General features: G+C 43.8%; 14 protein-coding genes. 10 read left to right on the forward strand and 4 right to left on the reverse strand.

Annotated features, from left to right (window positions below):
* Nucleotides 1-243: 243 nt before the first annotated feature.
* The 4 genes from JMX13_RS02500 to JMX13_RS02515 all read left to right on the forward strand — a co-directional run bounded on the left by JMX13_RS02500 (nucleotide 244) and on the right by JMX13_RS02515 (nucleotide 5,583).
* Nucleotides 244-2,493: a lytic transglycosylase domain-containing protein gene (locus JMX13_RS02500; RefSeq protein ID WP_201609392.1), complete on the forward strand. Its 2,250-nt coding sequence runs from the start codon at nucleotides 244-246 to the stop codon at nucleotides 2,491-2,493.
* Nucleotides 2,494-2,958: 465 nt separating this feature from the next.
* Nucleotides 2,959-3,666 carry a hypothetical protein gene (locus JMX13_RS02505; RefSeq protein WP_227686182.1) on the forward strand — a complete coding sequence of 236 codons (708 nt, stop codon included), beginning with the start codon at nucleotides 2,959-2,961 and terminating at the stop codon, nucleotides 3,664-3,666.
* A 477-nt stretch (nucleotides 3,667-4,143) separates the two neighbouring features.
* Nucleotides 4,144-5,127, forward strand: a complete 984-nt coding sequence (locus tag JMX13_RS02510; protein WP_265088386.1) for a malate dehydrogenase — start codon at nucleotides 4,144-4,146, stop codon at nucleotides 5,125-5,127.
* A 216-nt stretch (nucleotides 5,128-5,343) separates the two neighbouring features.
* Nucleotides 5,344-5,583, forward strand: a complete 240-nt coding sequence (locus JMX13_RS02515) for a DUF2789 family protein (RefSeq protein WP_201609394.1) — start codon at nucleotides 5,344-5,346, stop codon at nucleotides 5,581-5,583.
* 104 nt (nucleotides 5,584-5,687) lie between these two features.
* Here the strand turns inward: JMX13_RS02515 and ribF are convergent, their stop codons facing one another.
* Nucleotides 5,688-6,725 carry a riboflavin biosynthesis protein RibF gene (gene ribF / locus JMX13_RS02520; RefSeq protein ID WP_201609395.1) on the reverse strand — a complete coding sequence of 346 codons (1,038 nt, stop codon included), beginning with the start codon at nucleotides 6,723-6,725 and terminating at the stop codon, nucleotides 5,688-5,690.
* Nucleotides 6,726-6,939: 214 nt separating this feature from the next.
* On the opposite strand from ribF, the gene JMX13_RS02525 reads away from it, so the two are divergent.
* Complete coding sequence (locus JMX13_RS02525) at nucleotides 6,940-7,584, forward strand: GNAT family N-acetyltransferase (protein WP_201609396.1); 645 nt, start codon at nucleotides 6,940-6,942, stop codon at nucleotides 7,582-7,584.
* Nucleotides 7,585-7,627: 43 nt separating this feature from the next.
* Here JMX13_RS02525 and JMX13_RS02530 read toward each other — a convergent pair whose 3' ends face one another.
* The 3 genes from JMX13_RS02530 to ampD form a co-directional block, all read right to left on the reverse strand.
* Nucleotides 7,628-8,254: a hypothetical protein gene (locus tag JMX13_RS02530; protein WP_227686183.1), complete on the reverse strand. Its 627-nt coding sequence runs from the start codon at nucleotides 8,252-8,254 to the stop codon at nucleotides 7,628-7,630.
* A gap of 140 nt (nucleotides 8,255-8,394) precedes the next feature.
* Complete coding sequence (gene murJ, locus JMX13_RS02535; protein ID WP_201609398.1) at nucleotides 8,395-9,945, reverse strand: murein biosynthesis integral membrane protein MurJ; 1,551 nt, start codon at nucleotides 9,943-9,945, stop codon at nucleotides 8,395-8,397.
* A gap of 186 nt (nucleotides 9,946-10,131) precedes the next feature.
* Nucleotides 10,132-10,728 carry a 1,6-anhydro-N-acetylmuramyl-L-alanine amidase AmpD gene (gene ampD, locus JMX13_RS02540; RefSeq protein WP_201609399.1) on the reverse strand — a complete coding sequence of 199 codons (597 nt, stop codon included), beginning with the start codon at nucleotides 10,726-10,728 and terminating at the stop codon, nucleotides 10,132-10,134.
* A 189-nt stretch (nucleotides 10,729-10,917) separates the two neighbouring features.
* Between ampD and JMX13_RS02545 the strand changes: the two genes are divergently transcribed.
* The 5 genes from JMX13_RS02545 (at nucleotide 10,918) to gshB (ending at nucleotide 17,112) form a co-directional block, all read left to right on the forward strand.
* Nucleotides 10,918-13,143: a DUF4105 domain-containing protein gene (locus JMX13_RS02545; RefSeq protein ID WP_227686184.1), complete on the forward strand. Its 2,226-nt coding sequence runs from the start codon at nucleotides 10,918-10,920 to the stop codon at nucleotides 13,141-13,143.
* An 87-nt stretch (nucleotides 13,144-13,230) separates the two neighbouring features.
* On the forward strand, nucleotides 13,231-14,088 hold the full coding sequence (locus tag JMX13_RS02550; RefSeq protein WP_201609400.1) for an SDR family oxidoreductase: 858 nt from the start codon (nucleotides 13,231-13,233) through the stop codon (nucleotides 14,086-14,088).
* A 65-nt stretch (nucleotides 14,089-14,153) separates the two neighbouring features.
* Nucleotides 14,154-15,191 (forward strand): hypothetical protein, encoded by a 1,038-nt coding sequence (locus JMX13_RS02555; protein ID WP_201609401.1) that lies wholly within the window; start codon nucleotides 14,154-14,156, stop codon nucleotides 15,189-15,191.
* Between the two features lie 77 nt (nucleotides 15,192-15,268).
* On the forward strand, nucleotides 15,269-15,997 hold the full coding sequence (pyrE, locus tag JMX13_RS02560; protein ID WP_201609402.1) for an orotate phosphoribosyltransferase: 729 nt from the start codon (nucleotides 15,269-15,271) through the stop codon (nucleotides 15,995-15,997).
* A 143-nt stretch (nucleotides 15,998-16,140) separates the two neighbouring features.
* A complete protein-coding gene (gshB, locus tag JMX13_RS02565) occupies nucleotides 16,141-17,112 on the forward strand; it encodes a glutathione synthase (protein WP_201609403.1) in 972 nt (323 codons plus the stop codon).
* The last annotated feature ends 66 nt before the right edge of the window (nucleotides 17,113-17,178 follow it).

A 17,178-nucleotide genomic window follows, 5' to 3' on the forward strand; every position in this document is an offset into this window, starting at 1 on the left:
ATTGATAAAGATTGTCGGTATTTGAAGCGTCGTAACATTTTTGTGTTACACAGGGCTATCCGATTTATTAACGAAAAGTAAAGCTTATGGTTGAATATGCAACGAGTATAGTATGATGAAGCCAATCATATCCGCACTATTGTTTAAATGAGCGTTTTAAGTAGGGTGAAAATACCCTTTTGAATTGAGATTTAAACTATTTATCTAGCCAAATTATTTAGACTTATTATAAAGAGAGTCCGTATGACAAAGCCGCAAGTTGCTCAGAGTATCAAGGATGAAGCTGCCAATCATCAAAATAATACGCCCAACCATCTTAAAAGAACGATGCTAAGAACCAGTGTGTTGAGTGTGGCAACGGCAATGGGTGCGCTGGCAATGTCGCAAGTGGCTTATGCCGAACTGACTTGGGGTAATAATACCAGTAGTAGTGTTAATAATGGTTATCCGCAAGAAGGCAAATACCAGCCTGAGCCTTACCAGCCTCAAAACTATCAGCCGGATAACTATCAACCAGACAGCTATCAACCACAAAGTTCTCAGCCAAATAACAGTTACCAATCAAACACCGGCTACCAAGCTGATAGTGGTGCGAGCTCATTTACAGCGGCGGCGATTGCAGCAGAGCGCGGTGATGTCAACGCGCTTTATAATTACGAGCAAGCGATGAGTGGCGGTTTATTTGCCATGTATCCCACTTATTGGCGCATGAATTTAGACTTAAATTCGCAAAGCCCGGCAGCGGTCTCACAGTTTGTGCGTCAATACCCAGATACGGTAATGGCAGAAAAACTGGTTGCTGATTTTGCTGAAACCAAAGCGGGCTCCAATGATTATGCCGCCGTACGCCAAGTAGCAAATCTCATCACCAACGCTGATGACAGTGAGAAGTGTGCCGTGGCGCTTGGTTTCAATAATGGCGGCGATACCATGCGTGCGATGGCAGCCAAATCTGATGTTTGGCTAAACACCAAAAAGCAGCCAGCACTGTGTGACCAGTTGGCGCTAGAGATGAATAATAATGCGCTGATTAGCAATCAAGATAGAGTATCGCGCCTTAAGCGTATGCTGCGTAAAGGCAGAACGGGCGATATTATGGCGCTGTCTTCGCGTTTAGGTACACCGGTTCCTTACTCGTCGTTGAGTGACATTCAGCTCAATCCATCAGCATTCTTTAGCCGTTTTGCCCGCGAGCCTGCAAGCCAAACCAATCAATATCTGTACCTTTATGCAATGGGGCGTGTCGCCGAAAAGTCTTATCGTGAGGCCGCATTGCAGTTAGATTTTGATATCAAGCAAGACAATCAGCGCTCAGCGAAATTATTGACCGATGATACCCGCCGTGCCGCTTATCGTACGCTTGGCGTGCAGCGGATGAATCATAATACTGACGATGGCTTTAATGTTGAAGCGGTTGATTGGTTCCGTAATAGCTTGGACAATGACTTTAGCTTTGAAGAAGCTGAATATTATGCTATGGCAGCGATTCGTTTTAGTCGTTGGGATGATGTGGTCGAAGCCATCTCAAAAATGGATGCCGAAACCCAAAAAACCAATCAGTGGCAATATTGGCTGGCGCGTGCTTATGAGCAATCAAGTGATGCTAATAAACGCAATACCGCTAAAAAAATGTATCAAAACTTAGCGAAAAGTAATGAGTATTATGGTTTGATGGCCAAGGATAAAGTCGGTCAACGTTTTGATGCCAGTCGCTTGGGTGGCAGTAATTTGCCAAACGTTAGTAGCGCTGACCGCGCCCGTGTTATGCAAAATCCGCACTTTGCTCGCGCATTTGCTTTATATAATGCCGATGCCAGTCGTGCCTATGCCAATCGCGAGTGGAACTGGGCGGTGAAAAAAGCACGTGACAATCGTGATGATAATCTGATTATTGCCGCTGCTCGTCAAGCATATGATATAGACTGGCTCGATCGGGCGATTTATGCGGTTGATAATACCAATAGGGTAGACAGCTTGGCTTTATCGCATCCGATGCCGCACCAATCGGCGGTCGTCCGTCACAGTCAGTCGGCGGGTATCGATCCGGCGTGGGCGTATGGCATTATGCGTCAAGAAAGCCGTTTTGTGGCGTCGGCGCGCTCAAACGTTGGCGCTAGCGGTCTGATGCAGGTCATGCCTGATACGGCAAAATATATTGCGCGTAACTTAGGCGAGACTTATAGCGCCAGCCGTGCCAATAGTGGTGATACCAATATTCGTTATGGTACGTGGTATATGGGTGATATCTTTGGCAAATTGAACAGCCAGCCTGTTTTGGCAACAGCGGGCTATAACGCCGGTCCAAATAATGCCAAACGCTGGCAGCCGACTTATGGCTCACTTGCAGCTGACCAGTATGTCGAGTCTATTGCCTTTCCTGAAACCCGCAATTACGTCAAACACGTGATGGAAAACGCTACTATTTATAGCAGTCTATTAGGCCGTGATCAGCCTATCAGCCAGCGTATGGGAACGGTTCCTGCGGCATTCTAATGCTTTTTCCTTACCCTAAAAAACCACTATCAGCTTGCTGCTAGTGGTTTTTTTATAGGCGTTTCTTTTATAGGTACGGTTTTTATAGATACGGCTTTTATATGCACTTTTCTTATATACATTGCTTTCATATAAAATGCTTTTATAGCGCTGATATATGACAGGTTTTAAATCGCCCTTTTAAAGTCAGTTATCCGCTTTTTAAACACTGTTTACGTTTTTGCTATAGATTAAAAAAGGCAATTTGCTACCATGACTCTAATTACCGTCTGCGTTTTTCGTTGGTTGATTCTTAGGCTGCTGAAATTTTAAAAGCAAACTGGCTTAATGCCGAATATAACCAATTCTAGAAGCTATCTTCTTCATTGCTAAATGCTTTAACCTCTTATGATTAAAAAATATTTCAATCTGCCTATATTGTCGCAAGCTAGGCGTCAGTTATGTGTTCAGACAAAGGTGGGCTCGATGTCAAAGACAAGGCTATCGGAGCATTTTAATCAATGCTTGATCAGCAAAAAGTATGAAAATAAGGGCAATGTTGCTAATGCTACGATAGGTATTACAGCTTTACTTTTGTTGCAGGGTGTCATGATATTGCCAGCGCAAGCGGCAAGTGCTGCCAAAACGGGACAGCGCGTACTGATGATTGAGATGACGCCAGCGCTGTGCAGCTTACAACCGACGCGTGCGCGTATGCGCCAGTGTTTGGAAGGCTATTCGTTAACCGTTTCAGGTTTGGATATGGGCTATGGCGAGCGCTGCGGGCGTGGTAGTGAGCCACGTTTGACGCCACTACAATTAAAAGTCGTCAACCGTATCATGCCTGATACCACCGTGCGTACCCAAGCATGGCAACGTTACGGCATCTGTAGTCCGCTTAGCGCCAGTAATTATTTTCGCCAAATTACCAACTATGCCGGCGACTTAAAACTGCCGAGTGAACTGAATACAGGTAACAGTTATACGGTATTAAAATCGCGTTTTGTGGGACAAATGACCCGTTTAAATAGTGGTATGTCAGCGGATAGCATTGATTTGATTTGTCAGGCAGGTGCGCGTCGTCAAATGGTTTTGACTGACGTCCATGTCTGTTATGAAGGCAGTGCCTTTGGTACTTGTAGTAACGTCGTCGATAACTGTGGCAGTAAATTTATTATCTCAGGTGGCAAGTAAGCAGCAAGTGGGCATTATTCATAATGAGTAATGAACCATAAAGTATATTCCTCTAATTTTTCAGTGCGCGACTATTAATTAGTGTGCGATTATCCATAAGCAAAAACGGCAGTGTTATGTATTTAACAGTAATATTACTTGTTTAATCGTATTAAATTCTCTTAAATAATGCTGTCGAAATTCCTATTAAATCTTTTCTTTGTTCAGCTCTTATATCCTTCTAAGACTTTATTTTATAGCTTTTTATAGCAAGATAAAACATCTGTTCGTATAAAATGTAACAATATAACCCGTATAGTTATCTATCACATTCGCGCTTTCTCTAGACGGTTAATAGGCTGAGGTGCTACACTAGCTCTCGGTTTATGACTGCTATATTCAGCGAGAAAATCGCTATCTAAAACGATCATCCTCAATCAGAACCATCAATCAGAATCATGAATTATCTAATCTATAATTAGGGAGTATTCAATGTCAATGAAACAGCCTTTACGTGTTGCCGTCACTGGTGCCGCTGGTAATATCAGCTATGCTATGTTATTTCGTATTGCCTCTGGTGAGATGCTAGGTAAAGATCAGCCAGTTATTTTGCAATTGCTTGAAATCGCCCCAGCACTTGACGCCCTAAAGGGTGTGGTCATGGAATTAGAAGACTGTGCATTCCCATTATTGGCCGGTATTGTTCAAACTGATGATGCGACCGTTGCATTTAAAGATGTCGATTATGCATTACTAGTAGGTTCACGTCCTCGTGGCCCAGGTATGGAACGTAAAGATTTGCTAGAAGCCAATGCTGCGATTTTCTCAGCCCAAGGTAAAGCATTGAACGACGTTGCTAGCCGTGATGTTAAAGTATTGGTCGTTGGTAACCCTGCGAACACCAACGCGCTTATCGCTCAGCGTAATGCACCAGATTTAGATCCACGTAACTTTACGGCTATGACTCGCCTAGATCACAACCGTGCGATGGCACAGTTAGCTGGCAAAACTGATAGCACCGTTAATGACGTGAAAAAAATGATCATCTGGGGTAACCATTCATCAACTCAGTATCCAGATCTAACGGCTGCAACTGTAAATGGCAAGCCAGCACTAGATTTAGTAGATCGTGAGTGGTACGAAGCCACCTATATCCCAGAAGTACAACAACGTGGTGCTGCAATCATTAAAGCTCGCGGTGCATCATCTGCTGCTTCTGCTGCCAACGCTGCCATTGCACATGTACGTACATGGGCGCTAGGTAGTGATGAGAACGATTGGGTCTCTATGGGCGTTTACTCAAACGGCGAATACGGCATTGCTAAAGGCTTAATCTACTCATTCCCAGTAACCTGCGCTAACGGCGACTGGTCTATCGTAGACGGCGTTGATGTGTCATCAGATTTCTCAAAAGACAAAATGGCCGCCACTGAGCAAGAGCTTAGCGAAGAGCGTGATGCAGTAGCACACTTGCTTCCATAAGCAGTCAATTTACTTAAGCTATTATATAAATTTAATCAAAAAAGCCCTCTTAGTAGAGGGCTTTTTTGTGTCTTGATTATCCATTAATACAATTGATAACGTTAGTTAAACGTTGATTAACAGCTATTAGTCTAAAGCTTGCTACAATAAAGTGGTTAATTCAAATAATAAATACAATCAAATCATTATCAAATTTTTTTATTAAGGAAAAAGACTATGTTGGGTGAACCTGAATATAATGTGAATGAGTTATTTGCGCAGTTAGGACTTGATAGTTCGGATGAAGCCATTGATAGTTTTATCGAAAAAAACCAATTAGCAAAAGAAGAAAAGTTAATCGAGTCGACGGTATGGAATGACAGTCAGCGTGCCTTTTTGCAAGAAGAATGGAATAAAGATGCCGCATGGGTCGAGGTTATCGATGATTTAAACGTGCGTATGCATCCTGATTCTTAGACTTAGAAAGTAGTAAGCTACTAGACCAAGTAAAAACCCACAAACGTCAATAACGCTGTGGGTTTTTTTATACGTTAAGTTTTTATATGGTCATAACTATCATTCTAGCTCTGCTGTTCACGCCATTCGAGTAAATCAATCACATCGTTATGAATACCTGCTTTTAACGCCTCTAAACTCTCATAATGACGCTCGCCATGTAAATAATGCAAGAAACGTACTTGTAAGGTTAAGCCGTATAAGTCTGCTTTCAGCTTAGGAAAATGTACCTCTAAGCGCCAATCATGCTCTTTATCTACCGAAGGTCTGATACCAATATTGGCGGTACCAAATAAGCTATGCGGGCGTAAACCTGCAACCCCTGAATTTTCGCTATTGGTCAGTGCGGTCAAGCCGTTCGGTATGACATCACCATTATCATCAAGGCTAACGACATCGACAGCAAAAATGCCATGTAATGCAGGTTTTATGCGCTTTAGATCGACATTGGCAGTGGGGAAGTCCATAGTGCGACCGATTTTATCGCCACCAACGACAACGCCTGTCATCGCATAATCGCGACCCAGTAACGCATTTGCCGCATTAAGGTCACCTGCCAATAATAGGTCTCGTATACGCGTAGAGCTAATGCGAGCGCCTTTGCCTTTATCGTCGATAACGGTGTGCAGATTCGTCACATCTAAGCCATAATCACGTAAAAACTGACTGTCACCAGTACGATCATGACCGAACTTAAAGTCATCACCCAACACCAATGCTTTTACATTGAGGCGCAGTGCTAAAATATCGGCGAATGCCTGTGCCGATAGCAGGCGAAAATCGCTATCAAAGCTTGCAACAATCAAAGTTTCGATGCCGTACTCTGCGAGCAAAGCTTGCTTTTCGGCAAGATTGGTTAGGCGGGCAGGCGCGGTGGCTGGCGCAAAAAACTCACGTGGCTGCGGCTCAAATATCATGACTGCCGAGCCAATATTTTGTGCTTTAGCGGTATCACGAACTTGTGCCAGCATCGCTTGATGACCCAAATGCACACCATCGAAGTTGCCAATAGTCAGCACGCAGGCTGCCAAATCTACTGGGCTAGTATTGGCAGACACAGCACTTGGCGATGCCATCAGTTGCTCAAGAAAATAGGTGTTCATAAATTTTCAGCTATGATAGATAAGACCAGATAAAAAAGAAAAACACACCGCTACTTAAAGAGATTTCCAAAACAGATGTGTTTAAAAGCAGCCATTATAAAGTAAAATAGCCCTAGTAACATCCTATAGTCTGTTGTTAATGAAACAACATGGCTAACACTTTAGCTGCTATTTATTACTTATCATTATTATAATGACACTTTATGGAAAAGCTATGTCTGATGCTATCTACACTGCTGATTGTGATGATGTTCATGATTCTATAATACCTACATCACCAGTCTATAAACTTAACGAGCGCTTTATTGTTCAGCGTTCGAATATAGAAGGCTTGCCAGAAATTTTAGCGATTTATAATCAAAGTATCGCCGGCAAGCAAGCAACCGCTAATCTAACGCCTGTCAGTTGTGAAGAGCGTCAGGATTGGTTCAATGAGCATGTAAATAGTGCCACGCGACCTATTTATATAGTCCGCGCTGTTGGAGAATCAGAAACTATAGGCGTTAGAGGTGAGGCGCAAACATTATCACCAATCGTCGCCTGGGGCAGTTTTAGTGATTTATATGCGCGTCCGGCTTATCATATCAGCACTGAGATTAGTATCTACTTGCATCAGGATTATCACGGTCAAGGATTGGGTAGCTTATTGACGCGTTGGATGCTGACGCAAGCGCCGAGCTTAGGTATTCATAATGTAGTGGCGCTTATATTTGCACATAATCAACCAAGCTTAGGATTGTTTCGTAAGCTTGGCTTTGAGCAATGGGGCTATATGCCAAAAGTGTGCGATATGCAGGGGTTTATCGCCGATGTGGTGATGCTTGGTAAAGCGGTGATGGTAGTTAATAATGACAAGTAAGAATGCCAAATGAAGGAATTTTAGATAATAGCATTTAGATTTCTTATCCTAAAATTTTCCATTTCCCGTCTATCTTTTGCAGCTCATAAGTCAATGACGCGGGCTCACTTTGCCCTCTTAGCATCAACTCGCCAGTGATGGTAGCACGGGTTCTATTATCGCTGTATTTGGTATCAGTAAAAGTAACACCGTCAACCGTTTGCTGAAAAGCCGATTGGGTCTTAGCAAGCTCTTCCTCGAAGTTCGCCATATCTACTTTATAATAAGTAGCGGCTTGTTTGGCGTCGCCATAATATAAGCTGTCTAGTGCCTGTTTAACCGTATCTTCTGGCGTACCATCTTGGGTCGGATTTGTGACCAAGCTTTTTTGCTTGGCGGAAGCGGTGACTAGATTCATATTAGCGCTAGCAATCGTAGTTTCATCTTTAGTGCTATCTACTGCCTGTTTACTATCAGTGTTAGTGTCTGTTAATTCTACTTGGCTCGCGTCGTTCTCAGATGTTTGCGCGACCGCTGTAGCGTCTTTATTATTACTGACAGCAGTCTCAGTGTTACCCTTATCATTATTGCTACAACCACTTAAAAGTAGTGCGGTGCTCAGGATACCAACAGTTAATATGCTTGGTAAGCATAAAAAGGTTGATGGTATAGCTGATGATTTAGTCGTCATATTAGTTCTCAGAATTCATTCATTAAAGAGTAATTATGGCAACTATCAGCAGCGTTCACTGTCAATTCCCATACGAAGCTTGGTTTGGTAAATTAAAGCCTCACTTGGCTTTCAGTAATTAATGTTTAACGCTTACTGTTTTAACCATGTTTCAGATGGCGAGGACGGAATCCCGTTGCCAATAATACTATGCCATAAACCAGCGCACCGACCACACACATAATTAGTAGCGCAACCAAACGTTGCCACTGTGCTTCATTGGTTGGAAAGTAGGGTAGCATGACGTAAAGTACAGCAACCATGGCAGTGGTAGAAACTGCAAATTGCGCAAACAGCTTTTTCCAATGACTGCCAAAGCGGAAAATCTCACGCTTATGCAAGAAGTAATATAATAAGCCAGCGTTCACAAATGATGCGCCAGTCGTCGCAAGTGCCAGTCCACCATGCAACGGCATATCGAAGAAGTAAAATATACCGATAAAAATGACACTAAATACCATATTGGCAAAAACGGAAACAATACCAATTCTGACTGGCGTTCTAGTGTCTTGACGGGCGAAAAAGGCGGGTGCAAAGATTTTAATTAACATAAAACCTAATATGCCGCCCGCCATGCTTTTTAACGCCAAGGAGCTCATTTGTGCATCGCGTAAGGTAAATTCGCCACGTAAAAAAAGCGCCTGCATAAGTACGTCAGAGAGTATAAATAGTGCTGCCGATGCTGGAACACCGACCAAAATAATTAAGCGCGCTGCCCAATCGATGGTCTTTTTAAAGCTAACGTCATCTTTTCGCGCTTCACTTTTCGACAGACTTGGCAAAATAACCGTGCCGATAGCCACGCCAATTAAGCCGAGTGGTAACTCACTCATACGCTCAGCAGCATAAAGCCAAGAAACCGAACCGCCAATCATTAATGAGGCAAAAATAGTGTTTAATAATAGATTAATCTGCGTGACAGAGACGCCAAAAATAGCCGGCAGCATCAGCTTTAAAATACGGCGAACGCCTTCATGCTGAAAGTCAATCTTCGGTGCGACCAGCAGTTTTTGCTGCGAGAGCTGTGGCAGTTGTATCAATAGCTGGAGCAAACCTGCGATAGCGACAGAATAACCAAGCGCCATAATAGGAACATCAAACATGGGCGCAAATACTAGCGCACCACCAATCATAGATAGGTTGAGTAACACTGGCGCAAAGGCTGGCGCGGCAAAACGGCCGTAGCTTTGTAAAATACCGCTGGCAAAAGCGGTCATAGAAATAAATAATAAATAAGGAAAGGTCAGGCGTAGCAGCTCAGCGGTGATGGCAAATTTATCGGGCTGATTAGCAAAACCTGGGGCAAATAGCGTCACCACCCAAGGGGCGATTAAAATCACCACTACCGTCAGCATCGATAACACCAGCAGCAGCGCTCCTGAAGTGCGACTGACTAAAATCTGAACCTGCTGTAGGCTGTATTTTTCTTTATATTCTGACAGCACAGGGACAAACGCTTGGCTAAAAGCCCCTTCTGCAAATAGACGGCGCAAAAAGTTGGGTATCTTAAAGGCGACCAAAAAGGCGTCCATCAGACCACCTGCGCCAAACACGCCTAATAACACAATATCACGTACCAAACCTAAAATACGCGACAGCATGGTCATACTACTGACCACCATGGTTGAACGAAATAACCGACTTTTTGCCATGAGAACCTATTCTACTAATTTGTTTAATGAAGGTTGTGTAGTGATGGTTGTTTGCTGATGTAGTGTTGTCAAAAAACTGACGGATTATAGCACTTTCATTGTCCTGATAAATGGATTGAATGGGGAATAATATCTGCTGTCTACAGAACTTTCGATAAGACTATTATCACAATTTAGCTGGTCAATTTATGACTTGCTCGCAAAATGGTGAGCAACCATCTCACGCAACTTTTTCCATTCAAAATAATCACCGGGGTCGGTTTTGCGACCGGGCGCGATATCACTATGACCGGTGAGATGCCTGCGAGTTTTTGGATAAGCGTCATAGATAGCAACGATAACTTTGGCAAGCGCTTCATATTGGGCATCGCTGAATGACACAAAATCTGAACCTTCAAGCTCAATGCCAATGCTATAATCATTACATTCAGGGCGACCCAAGTAGCTAGAGCGTCCGGCATGCCACGCGCGTTCGTTAAAATTGACAAACTGGGTAATCGCGCCATTACGCTCTATAAATAAATGCGCTGAAACTTCTGCACCTTTAATGCTTTGAAAATAAGGATGCGCCTCCCAGTCTAATTGATTGGTAAATAAGGCCTTGACGTAATGTAAGCCGTCAGTATCGCAAGCTCCAAACTCATTGGGCGGCAAGCTAATATTGTGAATAACAATGGCATCAATCGCGATATTTTCCGGTCGTTTATTATGATTGGGCGAGGCAAGCCAAGTCGCCGCTGATAATCGACCGGTATGAATAGTCATTGACGATGCTGTGGACATAATACTCTCTTTTATAATGTGATAATAAGTGCGCGGTAAATGCTGATGATTATAAGTTTTTTATCAATAAGCGGCGCATTTAACTAAAAAAATAGTCGTTCAAAACAGTAATTTATAATATCACTCTGACAATTCGATAGACTTAATCACGCGATCAGCGTATGACTCCTACAGTACGAGATATTACTCATGTCCATATATTCAAAACATTCAAACCTTTTGGCGATAGATTGTACGCCAACAAGCATTGGCAGGCGAGCACGTTTGCCGCTCACCATAGCTGGACTGCTGCTGACCGCACAAGCACAGGCGTTTTTGCCAACGCCGGCATCGCTTGTGACAACAGGGGAGTTGGCGCTGGATACGGCTGATAATAATTCAGCCTCTAAATCACAAAGCACTGAGCCAACATTGATGGCTTATACTGAGCCAAATAATACCATCAAGCCAAGTATTGTCTCAAATACCGCAGTCACTTCTCGGACATCTAACAACCAAAGTGCTAACAATAGTGTTAATGAGACGAACACCCAACAGCTATTAGCATCATGGCGTGCGCAAGCAAAAACAAAAAACCTTGCCCAACATATAACATGGCGACGCTTATTATATTTCTTTGATGATCAAAAGAATTTAATCGGCAAGAAAAAAGACAGCAGTATCGTTGATGATGCTGCATTTTTCTTAAGTAAAAATGGACAGCATGATTCAGCGGCCGAGCTTGATGCCTTGCTGGTTGCCCTTGCTGACGAAATGGCTACGACTCCAGATAACAGCACTGCTAATAACAAACTATCTAATCGTGTAAATAAAAACTCGGGACAAAACTCAGTACTATGCCGTTTCCCAGCGCGCGTACAATGGCTGACCGATACGCTCAATATCGACAAGAGCGGTTTGCAAGTTGACTGTCCGGAGTTGAATGACTGGATGCAAAAGCTGGCACCTGAGCAGCTGTCTATTATGTTTGCGCAAGAGTACTTAGACAATCCTATTTCAGCCTTTGCTCATACGTTATTACGCATTGATTCTAAAGCCAGCGTGGCCGATCCAAGCCAAATTCATCATGCAGTGGCGCTAAATTATACGGTAGGCGGCGATGCAACCGATAGTTTTTTGCTATATGCCATCAAATCGATGAGCGGCGGTTATGACAATCTGATTGAAATTGACCCTTATCCAGAGAAGCTGGCGAAGTATCTGCAAGAAGATGAGCGTGATGCGTGGACCTATCAATTGGATTTGACCCCAGCAGAAGTGCAGCAGATTCTGTTGCATGTTTGGGAAACCAAAGATTTGAAGTTGCCGTATTACTTCACCACTGATAACTGTGCGTCTGAGATTTTACGCTTAATTGACGTGGTACGCCCGCAGCAGCATTTATTAAGCCGCTTGCCTTATGCCGTAATTCCCTCAGATGTCGTGCAATTATTGGACAGCGAAAACTTACTTGCCAACACCAACTATACACCCGCTGATAGCACCTTGCGCCAAGCGCAGTTAAACAAGGTCAAAGAGCAGCGCGAGCAATTGGGCTATCATAACAGCGCCAAGCAGACGTTGAATGAGATTAAATCTGCCCAATTGAATCCAACGTCGAGCATAGCAGCCGACGGACAAACCTTACTACCACGCCGTATTGCAGTGGCGGATAACAATCCAATAGACAGGCATCCGCTGCAAATGGGTTTTATCGGACTAGGGCAGCGTGGTGATAATAACTATATCGATTTGGGCGTGCGTGCAGGCTATCACGATACTCTTGATCGTCCGTCAGGATTTCCACAATTCTTTGATTTAGAAGGCGCGGCTGCGACTTTACGCCTCTATGATACCGATAATGATAAGGCCAATCAGCCAAGAAGCGTGGTTTTGCAAAATGTGACCTTGGTGCGTGGGCGTTCGTTTAATCCAGTTAATTCTGCCAAAAAAGGCAAAACGTGGGGCGCAAGTATTGAAGCTAACCGCGTGAACGACGGCTCGCAGCAAGATGGCAGCGATCATTTAGTCGGCAGTTTGGGCTATGAGACGGGTTGGTCGTGGGCGTTTGGCACACCTAACGCAGAGACAGGCGAGATGCCGCCACAGCTATGCTATACGTTTTTGGCAGGTACGGCGCAAGCAGGTCGCGGTATCAATAAAGGCTTTCGTCTTGGCGCAGGCATCAATGCCGGTTGCCGCTATCAGATTAACAATCAGTTACGTGCGCAGGCTGAATTGCAACTGCCATATTGGTATCATGGCAGCAGCGATGAGTCTAATGCCCGTGGTCATTATTGGCAGCCGATCTCAAGCTTAGGTTTGCAATACGATATCGACAAAAAACAAGCATTACGTATCAATGCCAACTATGAATGGCAAGATCGTATCGATGCCAAGGAAGACATACAGCTGTCGTATAGACGCTATTTTTAGGGTTAGCTATTAAATTATAAAAAACCTTCTTAGCCAGTCATTAGCATAGACAGCCATTAGAAACAGTTTTTAAATAAAGGATATATGATGAGTACGCAAAATTTACTGATTATTGGTCAAGGTGATATTGGTTTGCCGGTTACCAATAAACTGGCGCAGGACGGTTTAAACGTCACTGGGCTGGCACGTCGTGAGCGTCATCATTATGCTCTAGATGATAAAGCTAGCTTTCTACAAGCTGATGCATTAACGCTAACTGCAGAGCAGTTACAAGACTTTACGGCGTTGGCGATTATCGTCACTCCTGATGAGTATTCAACCAGCGGTTATCATGACAGTTACTTAGCCATTAACCAGCATTTGGCAACACTGGCCGACAAACTCACCAACCTTGCGCGCATTGTTTTTATTTCATCAACTGCTGTCTATGGTCAAGATAATGGCGAATGGATTGATGAAGACACCTCGCCTGTCACGCCAGAGCGTGAGGCATCGCAAGTGATATTGCAAGCAGAACAAACACTTCAACAAGGTTTTGGTGATAAAACCATCATCATTCGTCCAAGTGGTATTTACGGACGCGAGCGCCTTATGCGTCTGTGTAAAGCCAAAGAGAAACAAAAAGAGCCAGTGGCCGCCGCGCATTGGAGCAATCGTATTATGGATCGCGATTTGATTACTATTATCGCTAATGTCATGACTATAGACACGCCAAAACCCCTTTATATCGCCACGGATTATGCGCCAGTCACCACTTTTGAGCTAGGTAGCTGGTTAAGTGAGCAGATAAATGAAGTACCGCCTGTTATTGATAACGATAAAACGGCGGTAACGGGAAAACGCTTACACAGTAATATTCCGTTAGCTTGGCTAGATTATCCTGATTGGCAAGTAGGCTACCGAGATATTTTGCACTATCAAGATAAAGAGCAACATCAAGAGTAAAATGTCATTTTGAGTTGATTGATTTTATTTTACGACTTTTAAATATGTAAGCCTAGGGAAAATTCATGACCCAGCCTTCTACTTCTGATAACCGTTTATGCAGTGCTAACTTTATAGCAGAAAAGGATCAGCTTGCAGAAGGTCATGCTAAGCAATCCGCTGTTTTAGCAAATAGCCAGCAGCCTGCGATTGTACATCCTAATTTTGACCCAAAGCGTTTGCCATTGGACCCTGCACGGCCATTGACTGATATTCCAGAGCCTGCACGGCGCTTAAATAGTCAGCTGCGCCGCTTATATGGCAGCTCGACCCGTTTTTATCAGCCCAATACAGACAGCTTATCGAAATGGGCATTGATGGCTTCAGAAGCATTGGCTGAGCATTTATCACTGCTCAGTGCCGCCAGACTGGTTGAGCTGCCCGAGAGATTTTATCACAATCATAGCGAGCAGCCGTTATTAGCTTCATTAACAGACATGACTTTGCTTGATATGGCGGATATCCAACGCGTGCTGCAAACGTACCCAAAACTGACGCGTTATGGGTTTTTAGCTGCTGATATTATAAATGAAGACAATATTAATACTGATAGCGGACAGGCTAATAACCAGACTACTGATAATAATCATGTTAAGAAAGCTTTAGCATCAGAATCTCTGCGTGCGTTGATCAAACGTTATAATCCTGATGAGCTACTCAATAGCGTTTATGCTGATGACTGGCAAGTGATATTGCAGCCGCAGCAATTTGATAGCGGCGAGGGTAGTTTGGCGACTGACCTTATGGCGTGTAGCGTCGCCGTCCACGCTTTAAAGCAATGCGGTACGCGCAAAACGATTAACCACAGCTATAGCGCTGCGCAAATTTGTCAGCATCTGCGCAGCTACTTGCTCAGTCAGATTATTTTTGAGCCAACACAGCGTCATGCGTACCGCCAAGTACGTCTATTTACTGGCCATATTATCGTTGCTGCCTATCATTTGGGCTGGGACATACACGTCAATAGCGATGGTCAATGCTACTTTAATATCTCATCACGTTGTGGCTTATTGACGCGTTACGCGAATATGCAGGATTATGATATCAATGGTTGGTCAAGTTAAACCACCACGACTATAATGCGCTTCACAACTTTTTATTGTTTAACTTTCCATTTTCTTTTTGTTGATAGGAATGCCCTATGCTTAATGCCACAACGCCGAATAACCAACCTGCCAATAATGCGTCATTTTCATCGCATCAATTTATCCAATTGGCTTTAGATAATCAGGTCTTAAGATTTGGTGAGTTTGTCTTAAAATCTGGACGTATTAGTCCGTATTTTTTTAATGCCGGTTTGCTGGCGTCAGGTGAGATGTTATCGTTATTAGCGCGTGGTTATGCTGATGCCTTGGCTGAGCAGATGGCTGCACAAGGTTCAATGGCAAACGCTGGCGCAGATGAGCAAGAGCTGGTTATTTTTGGTGCCGCTTATAAAGGCATCCCATTTGTGGCGGCAACGGCGCAAGCATTATGGCTGCATCATGGTATCAACGCTAAATGGGGTTATAACCGCAAAGAAGCCAAAACTCATGGGGAAGGTGGTAGTTTGGTGGGCGCTGATGTTCAGGGCAAAGCAGTCTGGGTACTTGATGATGTGATTACCGCTGGTACGGCGATGCGTGAAGTGGTTGAAATTTTAGAGCAAGCGGGCGCAAGCGTTGCGGGTATTATTGTCGCCCTCGACCGTAAAGAAAAAGGTCTGGCAGAACATTCTGCTATTCAAGAGCTGGCTGCGACTTTAGAAGTACCAGTGCGTGCCCTTGTCGATATCGATGATTTAATCAGCTATTTAGCAGAAAGTAACCCCAATAAAGATGCGACCCAGCTTGCAAAAATGCAGCATTACCGCGCCCAGTACGGCGTATAATTTAGCGAAGTTTTTACTGTATTTTAGCTATGTAACAGCAATATTAGAGTGAAGTTTGAGTCATGTTGGCATGTCATTAATGTCCGTTTGAACGATTAATACTATTTTAAATAATTAATACTATAACGTAAGTGAGCCTTACCATGAGCCAAGAAAAGCAAAAGAAATCTTTAAACATACTCGTCATCATGGACCCAATCGAGCAGGTCAATTATAAAAAAGACACTAGCCTTGCGATGATGTGGTCGGCGCAAGATCGTGGGCACAGCCTTGGCTATTGTCAGATTCATGATTTATGGTTGGATCGAGGGCAGTTGATGGTGGATACCCAGCCGGTTACAGTCAAGCGTGACCCGAATGATTTTTATACCTTAGGGGATAAAACGACAGCGCCGGTCAGCGACTATGATGTAATCTTGATGCGTAAAGATCCGCCGTTTGATATGCGTTTTATTTATGCTACTTACATGCTTGACCATGCCAAAGCCGCAGGCGTACTGGTGGCGAACGACCCGCAAGCGATACGTGATTGTAATGAAAAGCTGTTTGCTACCTGGTTTAGCGACTATATGAGCCCAACGATTGTGACCAGTAAACAGGCACATATTCGCAAATTTATTACTGAGCAGCAAGACGTTATCGTCAAGCCATTAGATGGTATGGGTGGCACTGGTATTTTCCGTTTGACTGCTGACAGTCCAAATATCGGCGTGACGCTTGAGATTTTAACCGAGCTTGAGACGCTACCAATCATGGCGCAGCGTTATTTACCGGAAATCAAAGAAGGCGATAAGCGCGTGCTAATCGTCGATGGCGAAGTGGTCGGTTATAGCTTGGCACGTATTCCGGTGAAAGGCGAGACGCGCGGTAATCTTGCGGCAGGTGGTAGTGGTGTTGCGATGCCGCTCACTGATATCGAACGCCAAGTGGCAGAAGTAGTTGCACCGATTGTGAAAGAAAAAGGGCTGATGTTCGTCGGCTTAGACTTAATCGGTGGCCGTATTACTGAGATTAATGTCACCAGTCCAACCTGTGTGCGTGAGATTGATGATCAATGCGGTACGGATATTGCGACTGATTTTATTATCGCTATCGAGAAAAAGCTGGCCGTTTAAATAAAGCAGTTTTTGCAACGGAATAAAGATCAACTTATATTCATAATTCATCTTAATTGTTTGTCA

The organism is Psychrobacter immobilis, from assembly GCF_904846285.1.
In the GTDB taxonomy this organism is placed as follows: Bacteria; Pseudomonadota; Gammaproteobacteria; order Pseudomonadales; family Moraxellaceae; genus Psychrobacter; species Psychrobacter immobilis_D.